This is a genomic window from Vibrio rarus (assembly GCF_024347075.1).
Lineage (GTDB): Bacteria > Pseudomonadota > Gammaproteobacteria > Enterobacterales > Vibrionaceae > Vibrio > Vibrio rarus.
In genome coordinates this window covers 351,879-370,420 of record NZ_AP024901.1, presented here as the reverse complement: position 1 = coordinate 370,420, position 18,542 = coordinate 351,879, and the positions used below count along the sequence as shown (strand labels likewise).

Here is an 18,542-nt window from a genome sequence, read left to right as displayed (position 1 = left end):
TATGAACAGTGCATTTCATTTTGATTCTTTGGTTTGGGATTGGATCATTGCTATCTATCTTTTCCTCGCAGGGATGTCCGCAGGTGCAGTAATTGTTGGCTTATACCTAAAGCGCAAGGTAATTACTGGTGACGCATCAGAAAACGGCATCATGAAGGCCATCGCGTGGCTTGCGCCATTTGGCATTATTGTGGGTCTATTGATATTGGTATTCCACCTGACCAAGCCTCTTCATTTCTGGAAAATCATGATTTACTACAACCCAACGTCGGTCATGTCGATGGGTGTTGTCCTATTCCAAGTCTACATGGTGGTATTGTTTGTTTGGATTGGCATCATCTTTAGAACCACGATCATGAACTTCTTGGGCGGTAAGTTTCAGTTTGTGGACGGTTTGCTGCTCAAGTTCAAAAGCTTTGAGAATGGTATTGAACTGTTCTTAGGTTTCTTAGCTATAGCCTTAGCGGCCTACACTGGATTTTTGTTGTCAGCGTTGCAAACCTATCCAATGCTGAATAACCCTGTATTGCCTATTCTTTTCTTGTTCTCTAGTTTGTCATCCGGTGCTGCGGCATGTTTGTTGTTTGGCATACTGGTGTTCAAGGAGGATGCGCATAGCTCCAGTGTGGCTTGGATTCATAGTTTTGAGCGTCCAGTGGTACTGTTTGAACTGTTCGTGCTAGTGACATTTTTTACTGGGCTCATCTTCACTGGTGGACAGCATGAAGCGGCCGCTTGGAACGCCATAGGTGGAGGCTTCTGGTCTAACTGGTTCTGGTTTGGTGTGGTGGGTATAGGTATGTTGTTGCCACTGGCAATGAACTACTTTAGTCCTTCTAGCACTAAGCATAATCACGGATTTATTCTTACCGTGACCATTTTAAGTTTGATTGGTGTCCTGATGCTACGTACCTTTGTGCTTTACGCAGGACAGATGACGGTTATTTAATTTCCGTCTGGTTATTACCCAAGCATCTTGGATTCTTTCCAACTGCTTGGGTTTGTTTTTATAGGAAAACGGATGCTAGCGAATCTAGGGTTGTTTTGTTTGATTCTGACAGCAGTTGTCAGTAGTTGTGGCGCAGGAATTGGGCTCTATAGTCTTTTACTGCGCAAGCAAACCCTAGTGCCCGCTGCAATCTCTTGCTCTTTCTCCGTTGTTGCCTTTCTTTTTGCTGGGTTATCACTGTTAGCACTAAGTGTTGCTTTCGCTAGCGATGATTTTTCCCTTTCTTATGTTTCAGAAAACTCAAATAGTGCCTTAGCGTTACCATTTAAGATCGCGGCTACTTGGGGGGGACACCAAGGCTCAATGTTGTTTTGGGTGGCCATAATTTCTGGTTGGGCTGTGCTAGTTTCTAGGCGCAATAGTCACCTTAGTGATTTTCATGCTAGCTGGCTAATGCTGGCGCTGGTATCCATTTTCAGTTGGTTTACTTTGTTTGCATCCAACCCCTTTGCATTGAATGAAGTGTTGCCACTTGAAGGGCGAGACCTTAATCCAATGCTTCAAGACATTGGCCTTATTATTCATCCACCTTTGTTATATGTAGGTTATGTAGGATTTGCGTCCGTACTAGCACTTACCTGTGGCTACTTGATAACGGCTAAGTCAGAAGAGGATGTCTTTGAGCGTTTGACCCGCCACACCTTATTGGCTTGGGTTTTTCTTAGTGCGGGTATTATTGTTGGTTCGGGATGGGCGTACTACGAGCTAGGCTGGGGCGGTTGGTGGTTCTGGGATCCTGTTGAAAATGCGTCGCTTCTACCTTGGCTAACCGCCACAGCGCTAGTCCATTCAGTGATGGTTAGCCGTAAGCAAGGGCAGTTAAAAGTATGGACCTTCTCACTGGCTATCGTGACATTTTGCCTGAGTATTTTAGGCACGTTTATCGTTCGCTCTGGTGTATTAACCTCAGTGCATGCGTTTGCGGTTGATCCAAGCAAAGGGCTGACATTGCTGGGTATTCTGAGCTTGGTGTTTGTTAGTGCCTATGTCTTGCTTATTAATCGCAGCACTTCAATAAAGTCCAATGCTATCTCACGATTTGCTACTAAAAACACCTTGATCTTATGGGCTATCAACCTGTTTGTATTAGCAACCGCAATTGTTCTTTTGGGTACGTTCTACCCTCTGCTATACCAACTGTTTGGCTTAGGTAATATCTCAGTGGGTGCGCCTTACTTTAACTTGTTATTTGCGCCATTAACCATCATTGCTCTAATGACTATGGCGTTAAGTCCACTACTCAAGTGGCAGGCACAGCCGGGTGTTTTTCCTCGAAAATTAGCATTAATAACGGGGTTAGTGAGTGCCATACTGGCTTTGATGTTTATTCGTTACTACATCCATCATGACAATGAGGTCGCTGCCACATGGTCGACCTATTCGTTTATCACCACTTGGGCTGTAGTTTGGTTGATCGTTACTCACGCTCTTCGCTGTTTTCGAGTGCGCAAACAGACATGTCGATATAAGGTTTATTTAGTCTCGATTGCTCATATTGGCGTTGCGATACTGGCCTTTGGAGCCAGTATGAACAGCCATTACTCTTATGAGTTGACGGCCAAACTTGGCCCGCAAAATAGCATGCAATTTGGCGACTATAAGATACATTACCAGCAGACCCAACTCTACGTTGCTCCAAGTTTTACCGCAGAACAGGCTGTTATTAAGATTACTCATACATCAGGGAATAGTGTGATAGTAAAGCCAGAGAAGCGACATTATCCCGTTCGCGTAATGGATATGACAGAACCCTCTTTGACGCCGTATTGGAATGGAGATGTTTATATTACCCTTGGAGAAAAGCTAGACCCTCAACACTATGCTGTTCGAATTCAGTTTAAGGCCTTCATTCGTTGGATTGGTTTGGGGGGGCTATTGGTGGTTTTCGCAGGTGTTGGTTTACTTGTGCGAGGAGTGTTGGTTAAACAACTTCATCTTCGTAATAAAAGAGCCATAACGCGGGAGTCTCACGCATGAGAGCACTATGGCACTTGACGGTATTGTTGGTATTAAGCCTCGGCTGTCTATCCGCAGTTTTTGCTGCGGGCTATCAAGCTATTTCTCACCCTGTCGATCTGTTTGAATTTGATTCTGTAGCTCAGCAAAAGCAGGCGATTTATCTGGCCAAAACCTTGCGCTGTCCCATGTGTCAGAATCAAAATTTAATCGAATCTAATTCTGCGGTGGCTAAGGATATTCGACTTAGGGTATTTGAGTTGATCAAGACCGGAAAATCAGATGATGAGGTGAAAGAGTATATGGTGGCGAGATACGGTGAGCACGTCCTTTATCAGCCTTCATTTAGCATTAAGAACGCCATGCTGTGGGGGATTCCTATCTTGCTTGGGTTGCTCATGATTGGTTTTGGTATTGGGGATATCAAACGCTCAATACGAGACATAGTATGAGCAACTGCTACCCGAACATTGTACTCTTTGAGTTAAAAATACATGAGTTATGCAGTACAAATTGAGGCTATGACCTGTCACAGTCTGCTTCACTTAGAAATGCAGAAACCCGACACAAAAGGTTTTCTAAGCACTGAAAAACGTAATCAGATACTTGTTAAGTACCTAAAGGGGATAGTGAAAAGCCCTAAGTACAAGTTAATCAAAAAAGAAATTAAAACTCTCATTCTACTTGGGAGGAAAAAGGGGCAAGACCTAGAATCACGTATAGTTGCACTACTGGTTCTAGAGAAGCCAAAGGGTAACAATGACTTAGAGCATTTCTATTTCTTGATTAAGGATATCGAGCGACAACTATCCACGTCGGTACAATACTCACCGAATTTTAAACTGGAAAAACAAGAAACTAAGCAATCAGTAGAAATATTGATTCACCATGCAGATCTGCATAACTGTTTTGATGATAAAATGACGCTAACAGACACACTCGACTGGCTTGTTAGAGCATCAGCAACAAAAGAAGCAAAGCTGTTGAACATCATAGGCACATACAAGATGTTTGCTGTGGAGCATGAGAGGAAAGAGGAGTTGTTGCGAATTAAGCTAAAGAAAGCGTAAGAAGCAACATGTTTTTCTAAGGGATGGTGAGGTTTTGAGCATGGAAAGAAAATTTATCGTGGCCACAGCACTTATGACGCTATCTAGCATGGCTGTAGGGTCGGATGGCTCAACAGTCATCGCAAAAGAGCGATATAGTGCCGCATATCACCGAGCGTACGAGGAAGGTCAGTCCTGCGTTGCTGTTTCACATACTGGTAATGCGCTGGAGCAGGCAGTCATAGCGATCACATCCTATGATGATGGCAGACGCAAGCTTTTACTGTTACTAAAGCGCAGTCAAACGGGCATAATCGCCAACTTCGACCTGGACAAATCAGTACGCTTTACCACATATACCCATGACGACAATATAGAGTTCGAGCTAAAACCCACAGGACTTCGCTCATGGGCGGCTGATACTGACTTCTACCCTGAGATTAAGACAAACATCAACTCACCAATCAAATTAACGTTGAGTCAAGGGATGCTGACTAAAGACTCTTTTTTCTATTTTGATGACGCAGTTATTCAGTCTTATACCGCATGCACTAACCAAATATCAACATAACACAGCTACCATGATCGCCAATCAGAAAAGCTAAGCCTTGTAAGTCAAAAGCGAGCATGGCTTAACGTATCACTTGTAATAAACATAAACTTGGGATGCCTTGCCACCAGTCATAGAAACTTAGAATGAGCGAGTTAGCTTTGGACTATCAGCCATGACCAGCCGACACCTCATTCCCTATGAATAATTTGATCACCTTTAATTACACCGTTCATTGTAAAAAATATGGCCACCCACTGTAAATATCAGCACGGACACTGTAGCTAAAACCGATGCCCTGTTGAACTTGCTGTGTCTGACCTATAAATGCTAGGTGCTCAATGTATGCGCTAATGAGGTTTTAATTATGGGTGTCTATATAAATGCTTATATAAATGTTCTTCTTGGTCGCCTTAATAGCGATAGAAACGTCGATAATGCTTTGAGCATCCCCCACAATTTCTTCATCAATATTTTTAAATACCTCTCTTTATCGACAGCCTCATTTTATACTCAACGTTATGATTCATAATGTTTTATTAATTATGAAGGCTGTTTTTTCGACAAAATCCTAAGACCAAAAACACACTGATAATGCTCAAACTAAATATACATACTTGCACGATTGTGCATGTATGTATATTATGACGCATCTTTCCATTTACTAGAGATTACAATTGTGGATGCTAAATTAGTTATTGCGTTAAATGAGTTCTTTCATGTGGCCAAAGGGCTGGTCGTTATCATCGCTATAGTGTCGGTATTGACGGGTATCGTACGAGAGTATATCCCTCAAGATAAACTCCAAGCGACGCTGACCAAACATGATAAATGGGGAACCTTATTAGGTGCTTTGTTCGGAATGCTAACCCCATTTTGTAGCGCATCCGTGATTCCTGTGACTATGGCAATGGCTTCAATGGGGACATCATTAGGAACTGTAATGAGCTTCATCATTTCGGCACCACTGTGTAATTTCATCGTATTAGCGATGGTGTATGCGGCATTCGGGTTGAAGATCACAGTGGTGTACTTCTTAGTGACATTTACAGCTGCAGTGCTGGGTGGTTACTTGATTTCGAAGTCACCTTGGAGAAACGAGATTAAACGTGGTGCTGAACTTGAAGGCACTAAAGGTAAAAGTTGCTCAAGTAAAAGCACAACCAACACTTGTGGCACAACCCCCTCATCAGAATCAAGAATGCGTAATGCAATGGGCGGAGCTTGGTCTTTGTTTAAGCGAATCATCCCTTATGTACTATTGGGTGCCGTGATCAGTGGGTTTTCAGCGGTATACCTGCCAGCGGACTTGGTAGAGAAATATGTGGGTGGCGATAGCTTCCAATCTATTGTGGTCGCTTCATTCATTGGTATCCCGCTTTACTTACGTATCGAGATGGCGATTCCGCTACTTAACGTATTAATTGCAAAAGGAATGGGCTTAGGTGCCGCATTAGCCTTAATTATTGGTGGAACAGGTGCCAGTTTGCCTGAAATCGCGCTAGTATCAGCAGTCTTAAAAAGAAAAGCCGTAATCGTGTTTGTAGGAATCGTCTTAACGACAGCCATCATTGGTGGCTCTATCTTCAAATATGTTGTGTAAATTCGGTTGCTCAGGATAGTATAAAACTTCGCGTCGCTCATAGTGAGTAGCGTGACTCAGTTGAAAGGGTAAAACCATGATGGATGAAAAATATATTGATTCACTAAAAGCCTTATCAGAACCAAATCGACTACGATTGTTCTGGTTGTTCCTGCATGTGGATGAATGCATGGCGGTGGCTGAAGCAATGGACATCATTGGTGAAACTCAATACAACGTGTCTCGTAATCTTAAAATGCTCTACAAAGCCGGCCTGCTGAACCATGAAAAGAAAGGCAAGTGGGTGTTCTACACCTTAAAAGATCAAACCACTCCGCACTGCAAAGCCTTGGTCGACTCAGTGAGATATTTACCCGAAGACGATTTCAAAGAAGTCGTCAAACGCTGCCTGATCCGTTTATCAATGCGAGTTGATGGCGAATGTGTCATTGGTCCAGACAGCGAGATATGGCATAGCAAAATTAGCTAGCTCTTAACAAATAAGATGCAATAAAGGGATACTCCCGCTATCCCATGTCGAACATGGTGGTGTGAACTATGAATACTTACACTCAGCAAGAACTTAATTATATTCTCGAACAACATAAACTTTGGCTGACAAACCAAGGTGGCCTGCGTGCACAATTGCGTAATGCCGACCTAAGTCACTTAGCACTTCAAAACCTTGATCTGCGTTGTGCCAACCTAACCCGAACCAACTTTAGTGGCGCAGATCTATCGGGGACAAACATGGATGAGGCTGACATCACTTACGCCAATTTTAGCCATGCGAACCTGAACAAGGCAACGTTCCGCGATGCAGATTTACGAAACGCAAACATGAGCCACGCGCAAATGCTAGACATTGATTTGTATGGTGCGGATCTATTTCGAACTGATTTTAGTCACGCTAATCTGAGCGATAGCGCAATCAACCGTGTTGATACTAGCAACACCATTATCAAGCTACGGAATCCAAGTCAGCAGTGTATTTCCACATGAAGTCGTTCATTTAAAAAGATGGAAATTAGCAGGCCGAGGCGTAATTAATGGGTTTTTACAAAGAATATGGCCACCCATGGTAAATAACAGCATGGAACACTATAGATAAAAACGATCCCCTGTTAGAAAAGCACAATACGTATAGTCGCATCAAACCTGCAAATGGCCTTGTTCATGACGCTGTAGCTTAGAGGTTACAGAGTCAATCTTGGCCACGTATTTGAACCTCAAGCCATAGAGTGCCATTACTGATGGCATCGATACCTTCTGTTATGACAATGTATTGGCGACATCCTCGTCTTTATCAGACTGTCTTTTGCACTGTGGCTGGCGAGGGCATACCGAGCCTCTGGAGCAAATTAGCCTTGCGCTGTTATCCATGCCTCTTTTAATCCAGTTAATATTTAAGATGCGTCCCACCGTAAGAAGTAGCTCTTTAATATCTTTGGGGATAGGTCCCGTGCCACCGTTGTGAATACAGGACTGCTTAAGCCTTTGCGCCACATCTATGGCGTCAAATCCTTGCGCTTGAATGGCTGGATTAAGGTCAACACCACTGCATAAAACATGCGAGTTACCCGCAAAATCTTTTACTTTTACCGATTCACAGCAGTAGATGTGTGGTACATCGTTTTGTAGCAAAATGGAAATTTGCGCAACGCTGACATTAAAGTCTTTGTCTTTGGTCGTCATGCGAAACACGGACCAATGCTGACACGGATCTTCCACCATTTTCATGTTGCCCCAAGGCAAAGGGATGCCGTTGCCTCTATATACGGCTTTTAACGTTCCTGGATGATACGCATCAAAATAGTGCCAGTGAGGGTAAGGTGAGACGGCCGTCATACGGCGCATAGCGATAGATTCTGACACGCCGGCTAATTTACATACGCTAATATCGTATCCACTGCGGTCTAACAACTGTCTAAATGGCACTTTAGGGCACAGTAGTGCACCAGCAAAAAAAGAACATTCAAAATCGCGCCATGCATGCAATATTTTTGTGGAATCCAACTCCGCTGATCCCGCGTCTAAATTCTCATCACGCACCCCGTAACTGGGTTTACTGTCAGACATCAAGTTACTTTTTTCACCATCCCCGTGATGAAGCACCATATGACCAATATTCACCGCCAGATCATATTTAAGACGCTTAGGGTCTTTTTTCAAAATACTGTTGATGTGTAATTGGTTAGGGGCTTTGAAATAGGAGCGCACTACGCGCTGTTTTTCTTGCCCATTGTCTTCGGTGACGCTTTGCGGCAGTGCTTTGAACCATTTTACTTTTAGACCAATATCGGAGCAGATCTCTAACAGATCATCCACCGCAAGGGGCATTCTTTTTTGACCAATTTCTTCTGCCGCGCGCTCTAAATCGGGAAAATGATTTTGATGGTGCTCTTGATGGGCGCGGATCAGTAAATGCGCAAACTGGCGTCCTGTCGTGCCTGTTTGAGCGAGCATTTCGGGAATGGCAATTTGTAATATTTCTTTAGAAAACAAAAAACTAGGTTCAAGTGCCATGCCGGTGATCCCACCGCGAGTGCCTTTGTCTGGCACCAGTTCATTTTGTTCATTGCTATCGTCTAAAAACCAATTAACCGGTTTTTGAAAGACACTGGCAATCACTTCAAGCATGTCCTCACTGGGGACGCGTTTGCCTCGTTCAATCATAGATAAATAAGACACAGACGGGGCTGATTCTGCATCAAGCTTCACGCAGCGCGACGAAAGATCCTCAAGAGTGAGGTGATTACGTTTGCGCAAATTGCGGATTTTTGTACCCAGAAAATGCGACTGTCGAAATAAGCGAGTTTGTGTCTTCATATTTGTAAAATTTACACTGTGTAATTCTATTTGTGAAATTTTAGTTAAATTTTAGTTAAAGTAAAAATGTAGAGAGAAGAAATTCGATAGCGGTAACAGAATGCGCTTTTTTCTTTGCTAAGTGGGCACGCGATAAAGCGATAAGTAACAACCAGCTAATGAGCACTTCAATAGCAGTGACAAAAGACCAGCACGAGGAATAATGCCATGAATGTACCAATGACTAAGCAATGCCAAATACAACAAAGTTTTTGCCAGTTTATCAATACTGAAGTGCTGCCACTGGTTGGTTTAGATGTGAACCAATTTTGGAATGATTTTACGCAATTAGTCAGTGAACTTACCCCCATCAACCAAGATTTATTGGCTGAGCGTGGTGAAATGCAAGAGAAGATCAATGAATTTCATGCCAATAACCGCTCATTTAATGCCCAGCAGTATCGTGCCTTTTTAAGCCAAATTGGTTACTTGCAACAAGAGGGGCCGGACTTTTGTATTGAAACCTGCAATGTTGATCAAGAGATAGCGACATTGGCGGGCCCGCAGTTGGTTGTGCCAATCAAGAATGCTCGATTTGCTTTAAATGCTGCCAATGCTCGTTGGGGAAGTTTATATGATGCTTTATATGGCTCCGATGTGATTGCACAAACGGAACCGGGCATGAAAGCGGGTAAGAAATACAACCCAGCGCGAGGCAAACATGTGATTGCTTACGCCAAAGACTTTTTAGATCGCGTGTTCCCACTCGATCAAGGTTCTCATCACGATGTAGAGAGTTACACCGTGTATTTTAATGGCCTACTGGCGCACTTCCCTGACGGCACACACACAGGTTTGAAGCGTCCTTGTCAGTTTGTCGCAGCCAGCGATCCTGAGCGCGAACCGACCTCGATTTTACTAAAAAACAATGGCTTACATGTTGAGATTATTATTAATCGTCAAGGAAAAATCGGTAAGCATGATTTAGCTCATATAGACGATATTAATATTGAGTCGGCACTGTCCACCATTATGGATCTAGAAGACTCCATTGCGGCTGTAGATGGCGAAGACAAAATTGACGCGTATCGCAACTGGTTAGGTTTGATTACCGGTTCACTGCATGCCTCTTTTGAAAAAAATGGTCTCACGCAAATCCGCCGTTTAGAAGGGGATAAAACCTATACCGGTCGCAGTGGTGAAGATTATAACGTACATGGCCGCTCTCTATTGTTGATTCGAAATGTGGGTCACTTGATGACGAGCGAATTGATGATGTTGGACAATGGCGAGCAAGCACCAGAGGGCATTATTGATGCGGTAGTCACCGCTTTAATTGCTGCTATCGAGATTAAAAACCCCGAGTTATGCCGCATGAAAAACAGCCGTACCGGTAGCATCTATATTGTGAAACCTAAGATGCACGGCCCCGTAGAAGTGGCGTTCTCTTGTGAGCTATTTGACCGCGTAGAGCGCATGTTAGGTCTTGAACCCAACACCATCAAAATTGGCATCATGGATGAAGAGCGACGCACTTCACTCAACTTAAAAGAGTGTATTCGAGTGGCTAAATCTCGAGTGTTTTTTATTAATACAGGCTTTTTAGACCGCACAGGAGATGAGATCCATACCAGTATGCAAGCGGGGCCTTTCCTTGCGAAACAAGAGCTTAAACATCAAACATGGATTGATGCTTATGAAAAGAACAACGTCTCTATTGGCTTAAACAGTGGTTTTTCTGGTAAAGCACAAATCGGTAAAGGTATGTGGGCGATGCCTGATGAAATGGCGAAAATGATGGAGCAAAAAACCGCGCACCTTGAAGCCGGCGCGACCACCGCTTGGGTACCCTCACCGACAGCGGCCACCTTGCATGCTTTACATTACTTAGAAATCGATGTGAAACAACAGCAACAACGCCTCTCCGCCAATAGTGAAGATTATAAAGACGGTATGTTGACCATTCCATTGATGGCTCAAGAAAATCAACTGACAGAGCAGGACATTATTCGCGAGCTAGAAAACAATATTCAAGGCATTTTAGGCTATGTGGTGCGTTGGGTTGAAATGGGCGTTGGTTGCTCGAAAGTACCGGATATCAACAATACCGCGCTGATGGAAGACCGAGCCACCTTGCGTATATCAAGTCAACATATCGCCAATTGGCTTAAGCACAACATCTGCACCGCAGAGCAAGTGTGCCAAGTGCTGGAGCAGATGGCCAGCACCGTCGATGAGCAAAATGAGGGGACGTTTGGTTACTACCCAATGACACCTAATACCGCCACCAGTAGGGCATTTCAATGCGCTAAGGCATTGATTTTTGAAGGGGCGCAACAGCCTAATGGTTATACGGAGCCGCTATTGCACCAATACAGATTGCAAGTAAAACAATAACAAGACACCCCAAGACTTTTACCTGAACACCATTGAATTAAAACAGATACAACGGAGAGAGAACATTATGGATAATTACAAATCAGTCATTGAAACCGCTAAGGGAACGATTGAGCAGCAAGGTCAAACATGGGCAGCCATTAACCCGGAATATGTGGCGCGCATGAAGCTGCAAAACCGTTTTAATTGTGGCTTAGATATTGCTCGTTTCACGGCAAAAATTATGCGTGAAGATATGCAGGCCTATGATGAAAACAATGCCAATTACACCCAATCTCTCGGCTGTTGGCATGGATTTATTGGTCAACAAAAAATGATTTCAGTGAAGAAACATTTTGCTACGACACGCGGTCGTTATCTGTATCTTTCTGGCTGGATGGTGGCGGCAATGCGTTCAGAGCTCGGGCCACTTCCTGATCAATCTATGCATGAGAAAACCTCGGTGCCAATGTTGATTGAAGAGCTGTATACCTTTTTAAAACAAGCGGATGCTCGTGAGTTAAACCATCTTTATAAAAGCCTTGATCAAGCACGTACTTCAGGTGACGCTGTCACGGCTCAATCGGTACAAAATCAAATTGATAATTTCGAAACTCATGTTGTGCCTATCGTGGCCGACATTGATGCCGGCTTTGGCAATGAAGAAGCCACCTATCTTTTAGCTAAGAAAATGATAGAGGCAGGGGCCTGCTGTATTCAAATAGAAAACCAAGTCTCCGATGCTAAACAGTGTGGCCACCAAGACGGCAAGGTAACCGTACCCCATGAGGACTTTTTAGCGAAGATCAACGCGGTACGCTATGCCTTTCTTGAGCTCGGCGTGGACGATGGAGTGATTGTTGCGCGTACCGATTCATTAGGCGCAGGTTTGACACAAAAAATACCGGTAAGTCAAACAGAAGGTGATTTAGCGGACGTGTACAATTCGTTTATTGATGGGGAAGAAATTACAAAACTCGAAGAGCTTGGTTGCGGTGAGATGGTCATCAAGCAAGGGGAAAAATACATTAAACCGACGCGTTTACCTAACGGCCTAGTACGCTTTAAACCAAATACAGGGGAAGATCGCGTGGTGCTCGATTGCATTACCTCTTTGCAAAATGGCGCTGACTTGTTATGGATTGAGACAGAGAAGCCTCACGTACAGCAAATTGCCGGTATGGTGAACCGAATTCGCGAAGTGATCCCCAATGCGAAGCTGGTTTATAACAACAGTCCATCGTTTAACTGGACCCTTAACTTCCGTCAGCAAGTGTTTGATATGTGGAAAGAGCAAGGGAAAGACGTGGCCGCTTATGAGCGTGAGAAACTGATGAACAGTGTTTATGATGAGTCGGAACTGGCGCGAGAAGCGGATATAAAAATCCAAAACTTCCAACAAGATGCGGCCCGTGATGCGGGAATATTCCACCACTTAATCACCTTGCCAACGTATCATACCGCGGCTCTATCTACCGATAACTTAGCCAAAGATTACTTTGGTGAGATGGGCATGTTGGCATACGTCAAAGGGGTGCAACGTAAGGAAATTCGTCAAGGATTGGCTTCGGTGAAACACCAAGATATGTCCGGCTCCAATATTGGTGATGATCATAAGGAATATTTCTCTGGGGATCAGGCGCTGAAAGCCTCCGGTGAAAATAACACCATGAATCAATTTGCCTAAAATAGCGTTAAGGCATGTTTGATGATGAAAGGTCGCAACTTAGGTTGTGGCCTTTTTTGCTTATTGAAAGAGGGGCTGATTCACATTCCTGATGGTTGCTTGGTTAAAGTGGAGGTTTATAAGAGTAAAGGATAGGAGTAATGATCCTAGTCACCTACAATTTTTAAAATATAAGTAACATTTGAATTACTATTAATAGAAAAAGGAACATGCGTATGGGTCACCTTAATTTGGTTCCAGACAATTCTCTGAGTCAAAGTCACGATATCAAGGTGCAGCTACAGACGCTGAAAACCCGTTATTCGGCAAATAGAAATCCCACTTTAGCGCAAAGAAAACAGCGTTTATTATTGATAAAACAATCACTACTTGACCATCAAAAAGCGCTGGTGGCCGCTCTGTGCAAAGACTTTGGCTACCGTTCAGAATTTGATTCGGTATTGTCTGATATTATTCCCACTCTGAACCATATTAAATATACGCTCAAACATTTATCGCAATGGATGAGCCCCTCCAAGCGGCATTCAGGACTACTGTTAACCCCGTCTAAAGTGCGCGTGCAATACCAAGCTGTGGGCGTGGTGGGCGTGATATCCCCTTGGAACTTTCCAGTGATGTTAAGTCTTCCTCCTGTGGTTTCGGCTATAGCCGCAGGTAACAAAGTGATGCTCAAGTTGAGTGAGTTCACTCCGCAAACGAACCAAGTGATTGAAAAAATATTTTCAGTTGTGGATGAGGAGGTGATAGTGGTGCAAGGGAGCGCAGATATGGCAGCTCGTTTCAGCGCATTGCCTTTTGATCATATGTTGTTTACCGGTTCTACGTCAGTGGGGCGCATGGTCGCGCAAGCGGCGGCGAAAAATTTGACACCCGTAACCCTTGAGTTAGGGGGCAAATCCCCGGTGGTGATAGCGCCGGATGCATCACTCGATAAAATTATTGATGCGGTGCTACTTGGCAAGTGCATTAATGCCGGACAGATTTGCGTGGCCCCAGATTATGTATTAATTGAACAGGATCGAGTGGATGAATTTGCTGAATTATTTATCCAACGGTTTCATCGTTATTTTGCTGAGGATATGACGCAATTTAGCCACATTATAAACTCGCGCCAATATCAACGTCTGCAAGGGTACTTAGAGCAAGCTAAGGCAAAGCCCTCTGTGCGTGTGATTCCTGTCGCTGAACCACAAAGCGAGGCAACAAATAACCAATTACTACCCCATTTGATCATCAATCCAGATGCGGATTTAGAGGTGATGAAAGAGGAAATATTTGGCCCTATTTTGCCCATAATTACTTATCAAACCATTGATAATGCGGTTGAATTTATTAACGATCGTCAACGGCCTTTAGCCTTATATATCATGAGTGACGACAAGCAAACTATTGAGTATGTGATCAGTCACACGCACTCAGGTGGAGTGGCAATTAATGATACTCTGTTTCATGTAGCAGCAGATGATGCACCATTTGGCGGCATTGGCCACTCTGGAGTGGGTCATTATCATGGTGAAGAGGGTTTTAGAACATTCAGCCATGCAAGAACGGTATTGCATACGCCAAGTTGGTTAATGAGATCGAAAATCATAATGCAACAGCGGCCACGAGTGTTGTCGGTAATGAAAAAAATCTTTGTTCGCTAGTTGTCAGTTAGGGGTTAGGGTGAGGCTTACAAAGCGGAATGGCAAGTCTGCGTATCCGCTTTTTTACCTTACTGCCTACATTGGTTCATTGAAGTTGACGGTGACAGTCGCATTGGCCGTCACCCTTACTGCTTCATCTGCCTGCTGATAAATAGTAAATTCGTCTATGGATGGTAAGGTGTCTTTATTGGCAGAGCAGGTGTAGCCAAGGGAATAGGCCCCTTCGCCTAAGAAGCCTACCTCGTATTCGAATAAACCTGACTGCTCATTGTATGTCACCGTTGCCGAGGTTGTGGGCAGAACTTGGTTGTCTAATGGGGTGCCATTAAAGCCGAGCATGTTGGCTTGTGTTACTGTGCCGCTATAGACATAAATCCCATTGACTGTGTTGTCGCTATCTCCAGAGGCGCAATTGGCAATAACGTCTTGGCTGACGACGCCTTTAATATGACCGGCTTCAACATGATTGACCAACTGAACGGAGGTTCTTTGAATCGTATAGTGAGCATCTTGTCCTGTGGGCTCTTTTAATCCTTTTCTTAAGTCAAATTCCGCCACAAAGTGGTTATTGCCGTTGTTAAGTGAAAAGGTTTTGTTGAAATAAAGTACCCCAGCATCCGCCTCTTTGCCAACACCTTGTGGGCAGGCACCATCACCTTGCACCTGCAATGGCGCAAGGTGTCCTGATTGTGCGTCATCACCAATGATGACGTGGGAGAGGGCACTATTTTGCTCTTCACCATCTAAAGTAAATAAGCACAGCTTGTAATCACCTGCTGGTACTAGTTGATCTGTTACAAGAGGCGCGACTTTGCTCCCTTGATAGTCCAATAAATCCACCGCAATACTTTGCTGCCCTTGCGCAAAATTTAACGTCAATTCAATGGGGTCTCCCGAGCCTACCGGCAATAAGACTGCCCGTGGATAAAACACAGTTACAGAAGCAACATCATCGATAGCCGCATCGGATACGGCAAGGCTAAAATGAGTTGGGGTATTACTGGTTGAATTATCGTCGCCACCACAGCCATAAAGCGTGGTGATGAGGGCGATGCTCAGTGCTAGGGGTTTAAGCCATTTCATACTAGTGTCCATACATGGGAATAGAATAAGTGTAGCTGAAATATGCTAATGGTTGCATTGTGGTGAGTGTCAGTAATGTGTCAAGGTTTATAAATGAGTCAGCATAAATAAAAATCTAGGCTAGACTCTTTGTAAGCCATTTTTATATGGTACAAACGCCTATTTTATTTTGTGTATCCAATTGTTTTTATAAGGGAATAATTAATGAAGTTATATGAATCGGCCGCGACACCAAGTTGTAGACGCGTTTCCATTTTTCTCAAATTTCTCGGAACTGACGTAACAAGAGTTGCCGTTGATCTTAAAGGTGGCGAGAATATAACCCCTGAATTTCAAAGTAAAAGTGCCAGTGGTACCGTGCCATTGCTTGAATTAGACGACGGTACTTATATCAGTGAATCTACGGCTATTTGCCGTTATTTTGAGCACAGTGTGCCCAATAATATGCATCTTTTTGGCCGTCCGGGTTTGGAGAGTGCACAGGTAGAAATGTGGCATCGTATCGTGGAGTTTCAAGGTTTGATTGCGGGTTTCCAAGCCTTCAGAAATATCACGGGTTTTTACTCCGACAGAGAACACTGTGTCAGTGAATGGGGAGAAGAGTCAAAAAGTCGCGCCATCGCTTTTCTTGATAAATTGGACAATCGTCTAAGCCACTCAAGCTATATTGCTGGGGGTATTTTGTCTGTTGCTGATATTACGGGCTTTTTGTTCATCAACTTAATGAAAGGTGCGTTTAAGGTAGATATAGAGGGAGGGTATTCACACATTCACGTTTGGCATACTAAACTTGCCGCTATGCCTGAGTTCCAATAGCAGTTAGAATGGACGCAGAATGCGAGAGTGACTCGTAACACGACATGTTGGAAATAGTGTGGACCATTTAGAAGAAGAAATCGAAATTGAAGCCATTGGCGTTGAAGTCTCGACTCAACCGGTAGAGCTGTATAAAGTATTGAAAATTGCCGATGCTGTCGGTGGTGGTGGTGAAGCGAAACAAGCCATCAGTCAAGGTTTTGTGGCGGTCAACGGTGAAATAGAAACACGTAAACGTCGTAAGCTGGTGGACGGTGATTTAGTTCAGTTTGATGAAGAGTTCTATTTGGTTATCTATGTAGATCCAGCTGATGCTCCTGAGGTGGAGTACGTAGATAACAACTACGATGCTGGTGATCAAGGTTATGATGAGCCACTAGAATATGTGGATGCCCAACAGTTTGAGTCGCCCACTCAGGAGACCACGGCTTCTTCTGCAGAGGATGACGATACATCTGTCAGCCCAAGAACGGGTCGTAAATCTATTGATTTCTTCTGATCAGAGCAAGATAAAAAAAGGCCCAGCTACTTATAGCAGGGCCTTTTTTGTATTTGTGCTTTAAGCGGATTTTGTTAACGAGTTAATTGGTTAACAAAATAGCAGATTAAAGTACTTTTGATAAAAAGTCTTTAGTACGCTCATTTTGAGGGTTATCAAAGATTTCGCAAGGTTTGCCTTGCTCAATAATTTTACCGTCTGCCATAAAGACAACGCGATCACACACTTCACGAGCAAAGCCCATTTCGTGAGTGACTACTACCATAGTCATACCGTGTGAACTGGCAAGATCTTGCATTACTTGTAGTACTTCACCTACCATTTCTGGATCGAGCGCAGAAGTAGGCTCATCAAACAGTAGTAGGCTAGGTTTCATAGCAAGAGCGCGGGCAATAGCGATACGCTGTTTTTGACCACCAGACAAACTTTTAGGATAGGCGTCTGCTTTATCTTGTAGGCCCACTTTATCGAGTAGGTCAAAGGCGATAGCATCCGCTTCCTTTTTGGTGCATTTATTTAAGGTCAGTGGTGCAAGAGTAATATTTTCTAACACGGTTAAGTGCGGAAATAGGTTGAATGATTGAAACACCATTCCGACACGTTCGCGAAATTTATTAATGTTAAGATTTTTATCTGCGAGATCATCACCTTCAATGATGATATGTCCGCCATTCAATTCTTCCAATCCATTGAGACAGCGAAGCAAGGTGGACTTACCTGAGCCAGAAGGGCCAATAAGAGACACTACTTCATTTTCGCCTACATTAAAGTCAATGCCGTTTAGAACAACATTATCACCGAAAGCTTTTATTAATCCATCTACCTTAATCATTGCTCAATCGTGCCTCAATTTGTCTAAAGATAGTGCTCAAAATAAAGATAAGAGCAAAGTATAGAATACCGACCATGGTCCAAATCTCAAAAGAACGATACGTTGACGAGATAATGATTTGGCCTGATTGGGTTAATTCATTTACGCCAATTACTGTCAAGATAGAGGTATCTTTTAAAGAAATAATGAACTGGTTTAGGATCGCAGGGATCATATTTCGAAACGCTTGTGGCAGAACCACTTTAATCATTGCTTGGGTGTAAGGAAGTCCTAGGCTTCGAGCCGCTTCCATTTGCCCAACATCAATGGCTTTAATGCCACCACGGAAAATTTCTGCCATGTAGGCACCCGCATTGATACTGATCACGATAGTACCGGCAACTTCTGCACTCATGTGGAAACCAAGGTAACCGGTCATGCCGAAGTACAAAAAGAAGGCTTGAACAATAAGAGGTGTACCGCGCACAACGTCGATATAAATCTTGGCGATGCCACGTAAAAAAGTGTTGTTGCCGATATTAATAAGGCCGAGTACTAGGCCAATGATTGTTGCAAAAAATAACGAACATACCGTGATGATGAGAGTGATTTCCAACCCATCAAGAAAGGCAGGTAGGCTATCCGTGAATAGCTCAAACATACGAGTTTC

Annotated in this window: 17 protein-coding genes; 13 read left to right on the top strand and 4 right to left on the bottom strand. The window is 43.6% G+C overall.

Features of this window, described 5'->3' with window-relative positions; genetic code table 11:
* Position 1 precedes the first annotated feature (1 nt).
* The 8 genes from nrfD (at position 2) to OCU56_RS14710 (ending at position 7,148) form a co-directional block, all read left to right on the top strand.
* Positions 2–949, top strand: a complete 948-nt coding sequence (gene nrfD, locus OCU56_RS14745; protein WP_261875481.1) for a cytochrome c nitrite reductase subunit NrfD — start codon at positions 2–4, stop codon at positions 947–949.
* Between the two features lie 72 nt (positions 950–1,021).
* On the top strand, positions 1,022–2,986 hold the full coding sequence (locus OCU56_RS14740) for a heme lyase CcmF/NrfE family subunit (RefSeq protein ID WP_261875480.1): 1,965 nt from the start codon (positions 1,022–1,024) through the stop codon (positions 2,984–2,986).
* On the top strand, positions 2,983–3,417 hold the full coding sequence (locus OCU56_RS14735; protein WP_261875479.1) for a cytochrome c-type biogenesis protein: 435 nt from the start codon (positions 2,983–2,985) through the stop codon (positions 3,415–3,417). Before OCU56_RS14740 ends, OCU56_RS14735 begins: the two co-directional genes overlap by 4 nt.
* A gap of 42 nt (positions 3,418–3,459) precedes the next feature.
* The gene (locus tag OCU56_RS14730; protein ID WP_261875478.1) at positions 3,460–4,035 is read left to right on the top strand and encodes a DUF2913 family protein; all 576 of its coding nucleotides are present in this window, start codon (positions 3,460–3,462) and stop codon (positions 4,033–4,035) included.
* A gap of 40 nt (positions 4,036–4,075) precedes the next feature.
* Entirely contained in the window at positions 4,076–4,585 is a 510-nt protein-coding gene (locus OCU56_RS14725) for a hypothetical protein (protein WP_261875477.1), read from the top strand.
* Positions 4,586–5,243: 658 nt separating this feature from the next.
* On the top strand, positions 5,244–6,167 hold the full coding sequence (locus tag OCU56_RS14720; RefSeq protein ID WP_261875476.1) for a permease: 924 nt from the start codon (positions 5,244–5,246) through the stop codon (positions 6,165–6,167).
* A 76-nt stretch (positions 6,168–6,243) separates the two neighbouring features.
* The gene (locus OCU56_RS14715) at positions 6,244–6,636 is read left to right on the top strand and encodes an ArsR/SmtB family transcription factor (RefSeq protein WP_261875475.1); all 393 of its coding nucleotides are present in this window, start codon (positions 6,244–6,246) and stop codon (positions 6,634–6,636) included.
* 68 nt (positions 6,637–6,704) lie between these two features.
* Positions 6,705–7,148, top strand: a complete 444-nt coding sequence (locus OCU56_RS14710; protein ID WP_261875474.1) for a pentapeptide repeat-containing protein — start codon at positions 6,705–6,707, stop codon at positions 7,146–7,148.
* A gap of 270 nt (positions 7,149–7,418) precedes the next feature.
* Here the strand turns inward: OCU56_RS14710 and OCU56_RS14705 are convergent, their stop codons facing one another.
* Positions 7,419–8,975 (bottom strand): DUF3612 domain-containing protein, encoded by a 1,557-nt coding sequence (locus OCU56_RS14705; protein ID WP_261875473.1) that lies wholly within the window; start codon positions 8,973–8,975, stop codon positions 7,419–7,421.
* A 207-nt stretch (positions 8,976–9,182) separates the two neighbouring features.
* Between OCU56_RS14705 and OCU56_RS14700 the strand changes: the two genes are divergently transcribed.
* The 3 genes from OCU56_RS14700 (at position 9,183) to OCU56_RS14690 (ending at position 14,663) form a co-directional block, all read left to right on the top strand.
* Complete coding sequence (locus OCU56_RS14700; RefSeq protein ID WP_261875472.1) at positions 9,183–11,351, top strand: malate synthase G; 2,169 nt, start codon at positions 9,183–9,185, stop codon at positions 11,349–11,351.
* Between the two features lie 67 nt (positions 11,352–11,418).
* Positions 11,419–13,017: an isocitrate lyase gene (locus tag OCU56_RS14695; RefSeq protein WP_261875471.1), complete on the top strand. Its 1,599-nt coding sequence runs from the start codon at positions 11,419–11,421 to the stop codon at positions 13,015–13,017.
* Between the two features lie 215 nt (positions 13,018–13,232).
* On the top strand, positions 13,233–14,663 hold the full coding sequence (locus OCU56_RS14690) for a coniferyl aldehyde dehydrogenase (RefSeq protein WP_261875470.1): 1,431 nt from the start codon (positions 13,233–13,235) through the stop codon (positions 14,661–14,663).
* Between the two features lie 75 nt (positions 14,664–14,738).
* On the opposite strand, the gene OCU56_RS14685 is transcribed toward OCU56_RS14690, so the two are convergent.
* The gene (locus OCU56_RS14685; protein ID WP_261875469.1) at positions 14,739–15,746 is read right to left on the bottom strand and encodes a DUF4382 domain-containing protein; all 1,008 of its coding nucleotides are present in this window, start codon (positions 15,744–15,746) and stop codon (positions 14,739–14,741) included.
* 204 nt (positions 15,747–15,950) lie between these two features.
* On the opposite strand from OCU56_RS14685, the gene OCU56_RS14680 reads away from it, so the two are divergent.
* Both OCU56_RS14680 and OCU56_RS14675 read left to right on the top strand, forming a co-directional pair.
* Positions 15,951–16,562: a glutathione S-transferase gene (locus tag OCU56_RS14680; RefSeq protein WP_261875468.1), complete on the top strand. Its 612-nt coding sequence runs from the start codon at positions 15,951–15,953 to the stop codon at positions 16,560–16,562.
* Positions 16,563–16,620: 58 nt separating this feature from the next.
* Positions 16,621–17,061, top strand: a complete 441-nt coding sequence (locus OCU56_RS14675) for an RNA-binding S4 domain-containing protein (RefSeq protein WP_261875467.1) — start codon at positions 16,621–16,623, stop codon at positions 17,059–17,061.
* 106 nt (positions 17,062–17,167) lie between these two features.
* Here the strand turns inward: OCU56_RS14675 and OCU56_RS14670 are convergent, their stop codons facing one another.
* Positions 17,168–17,893 carry an amino acid ABC transporter ATP-binding protein gene (locus OCU56_RS14670; RefSeq protein WP_261875466.1) on the bottom strand — a complete coding sequence of 242 codons (726 nt, stop codon included), beginning with the start codon at positions 17,891–17,893 and terminating at the stop codon, positions 17,168–17,170.
* Entirely contained in the window at positions 17,886–18,533 is a 648-nt protein-coding gene (locus tag OCU56_RS14665; protein ID WP_261875465.1) for an amino acid ABC transporter permease, read from the bottom strand. Before OCU56_RS14665 ends, OCU56_RS14670 begins: the two co-directional genes overlap by 8 nt.
* Positions 18,534–18,542: the final 9 nt, after the last annotated feature.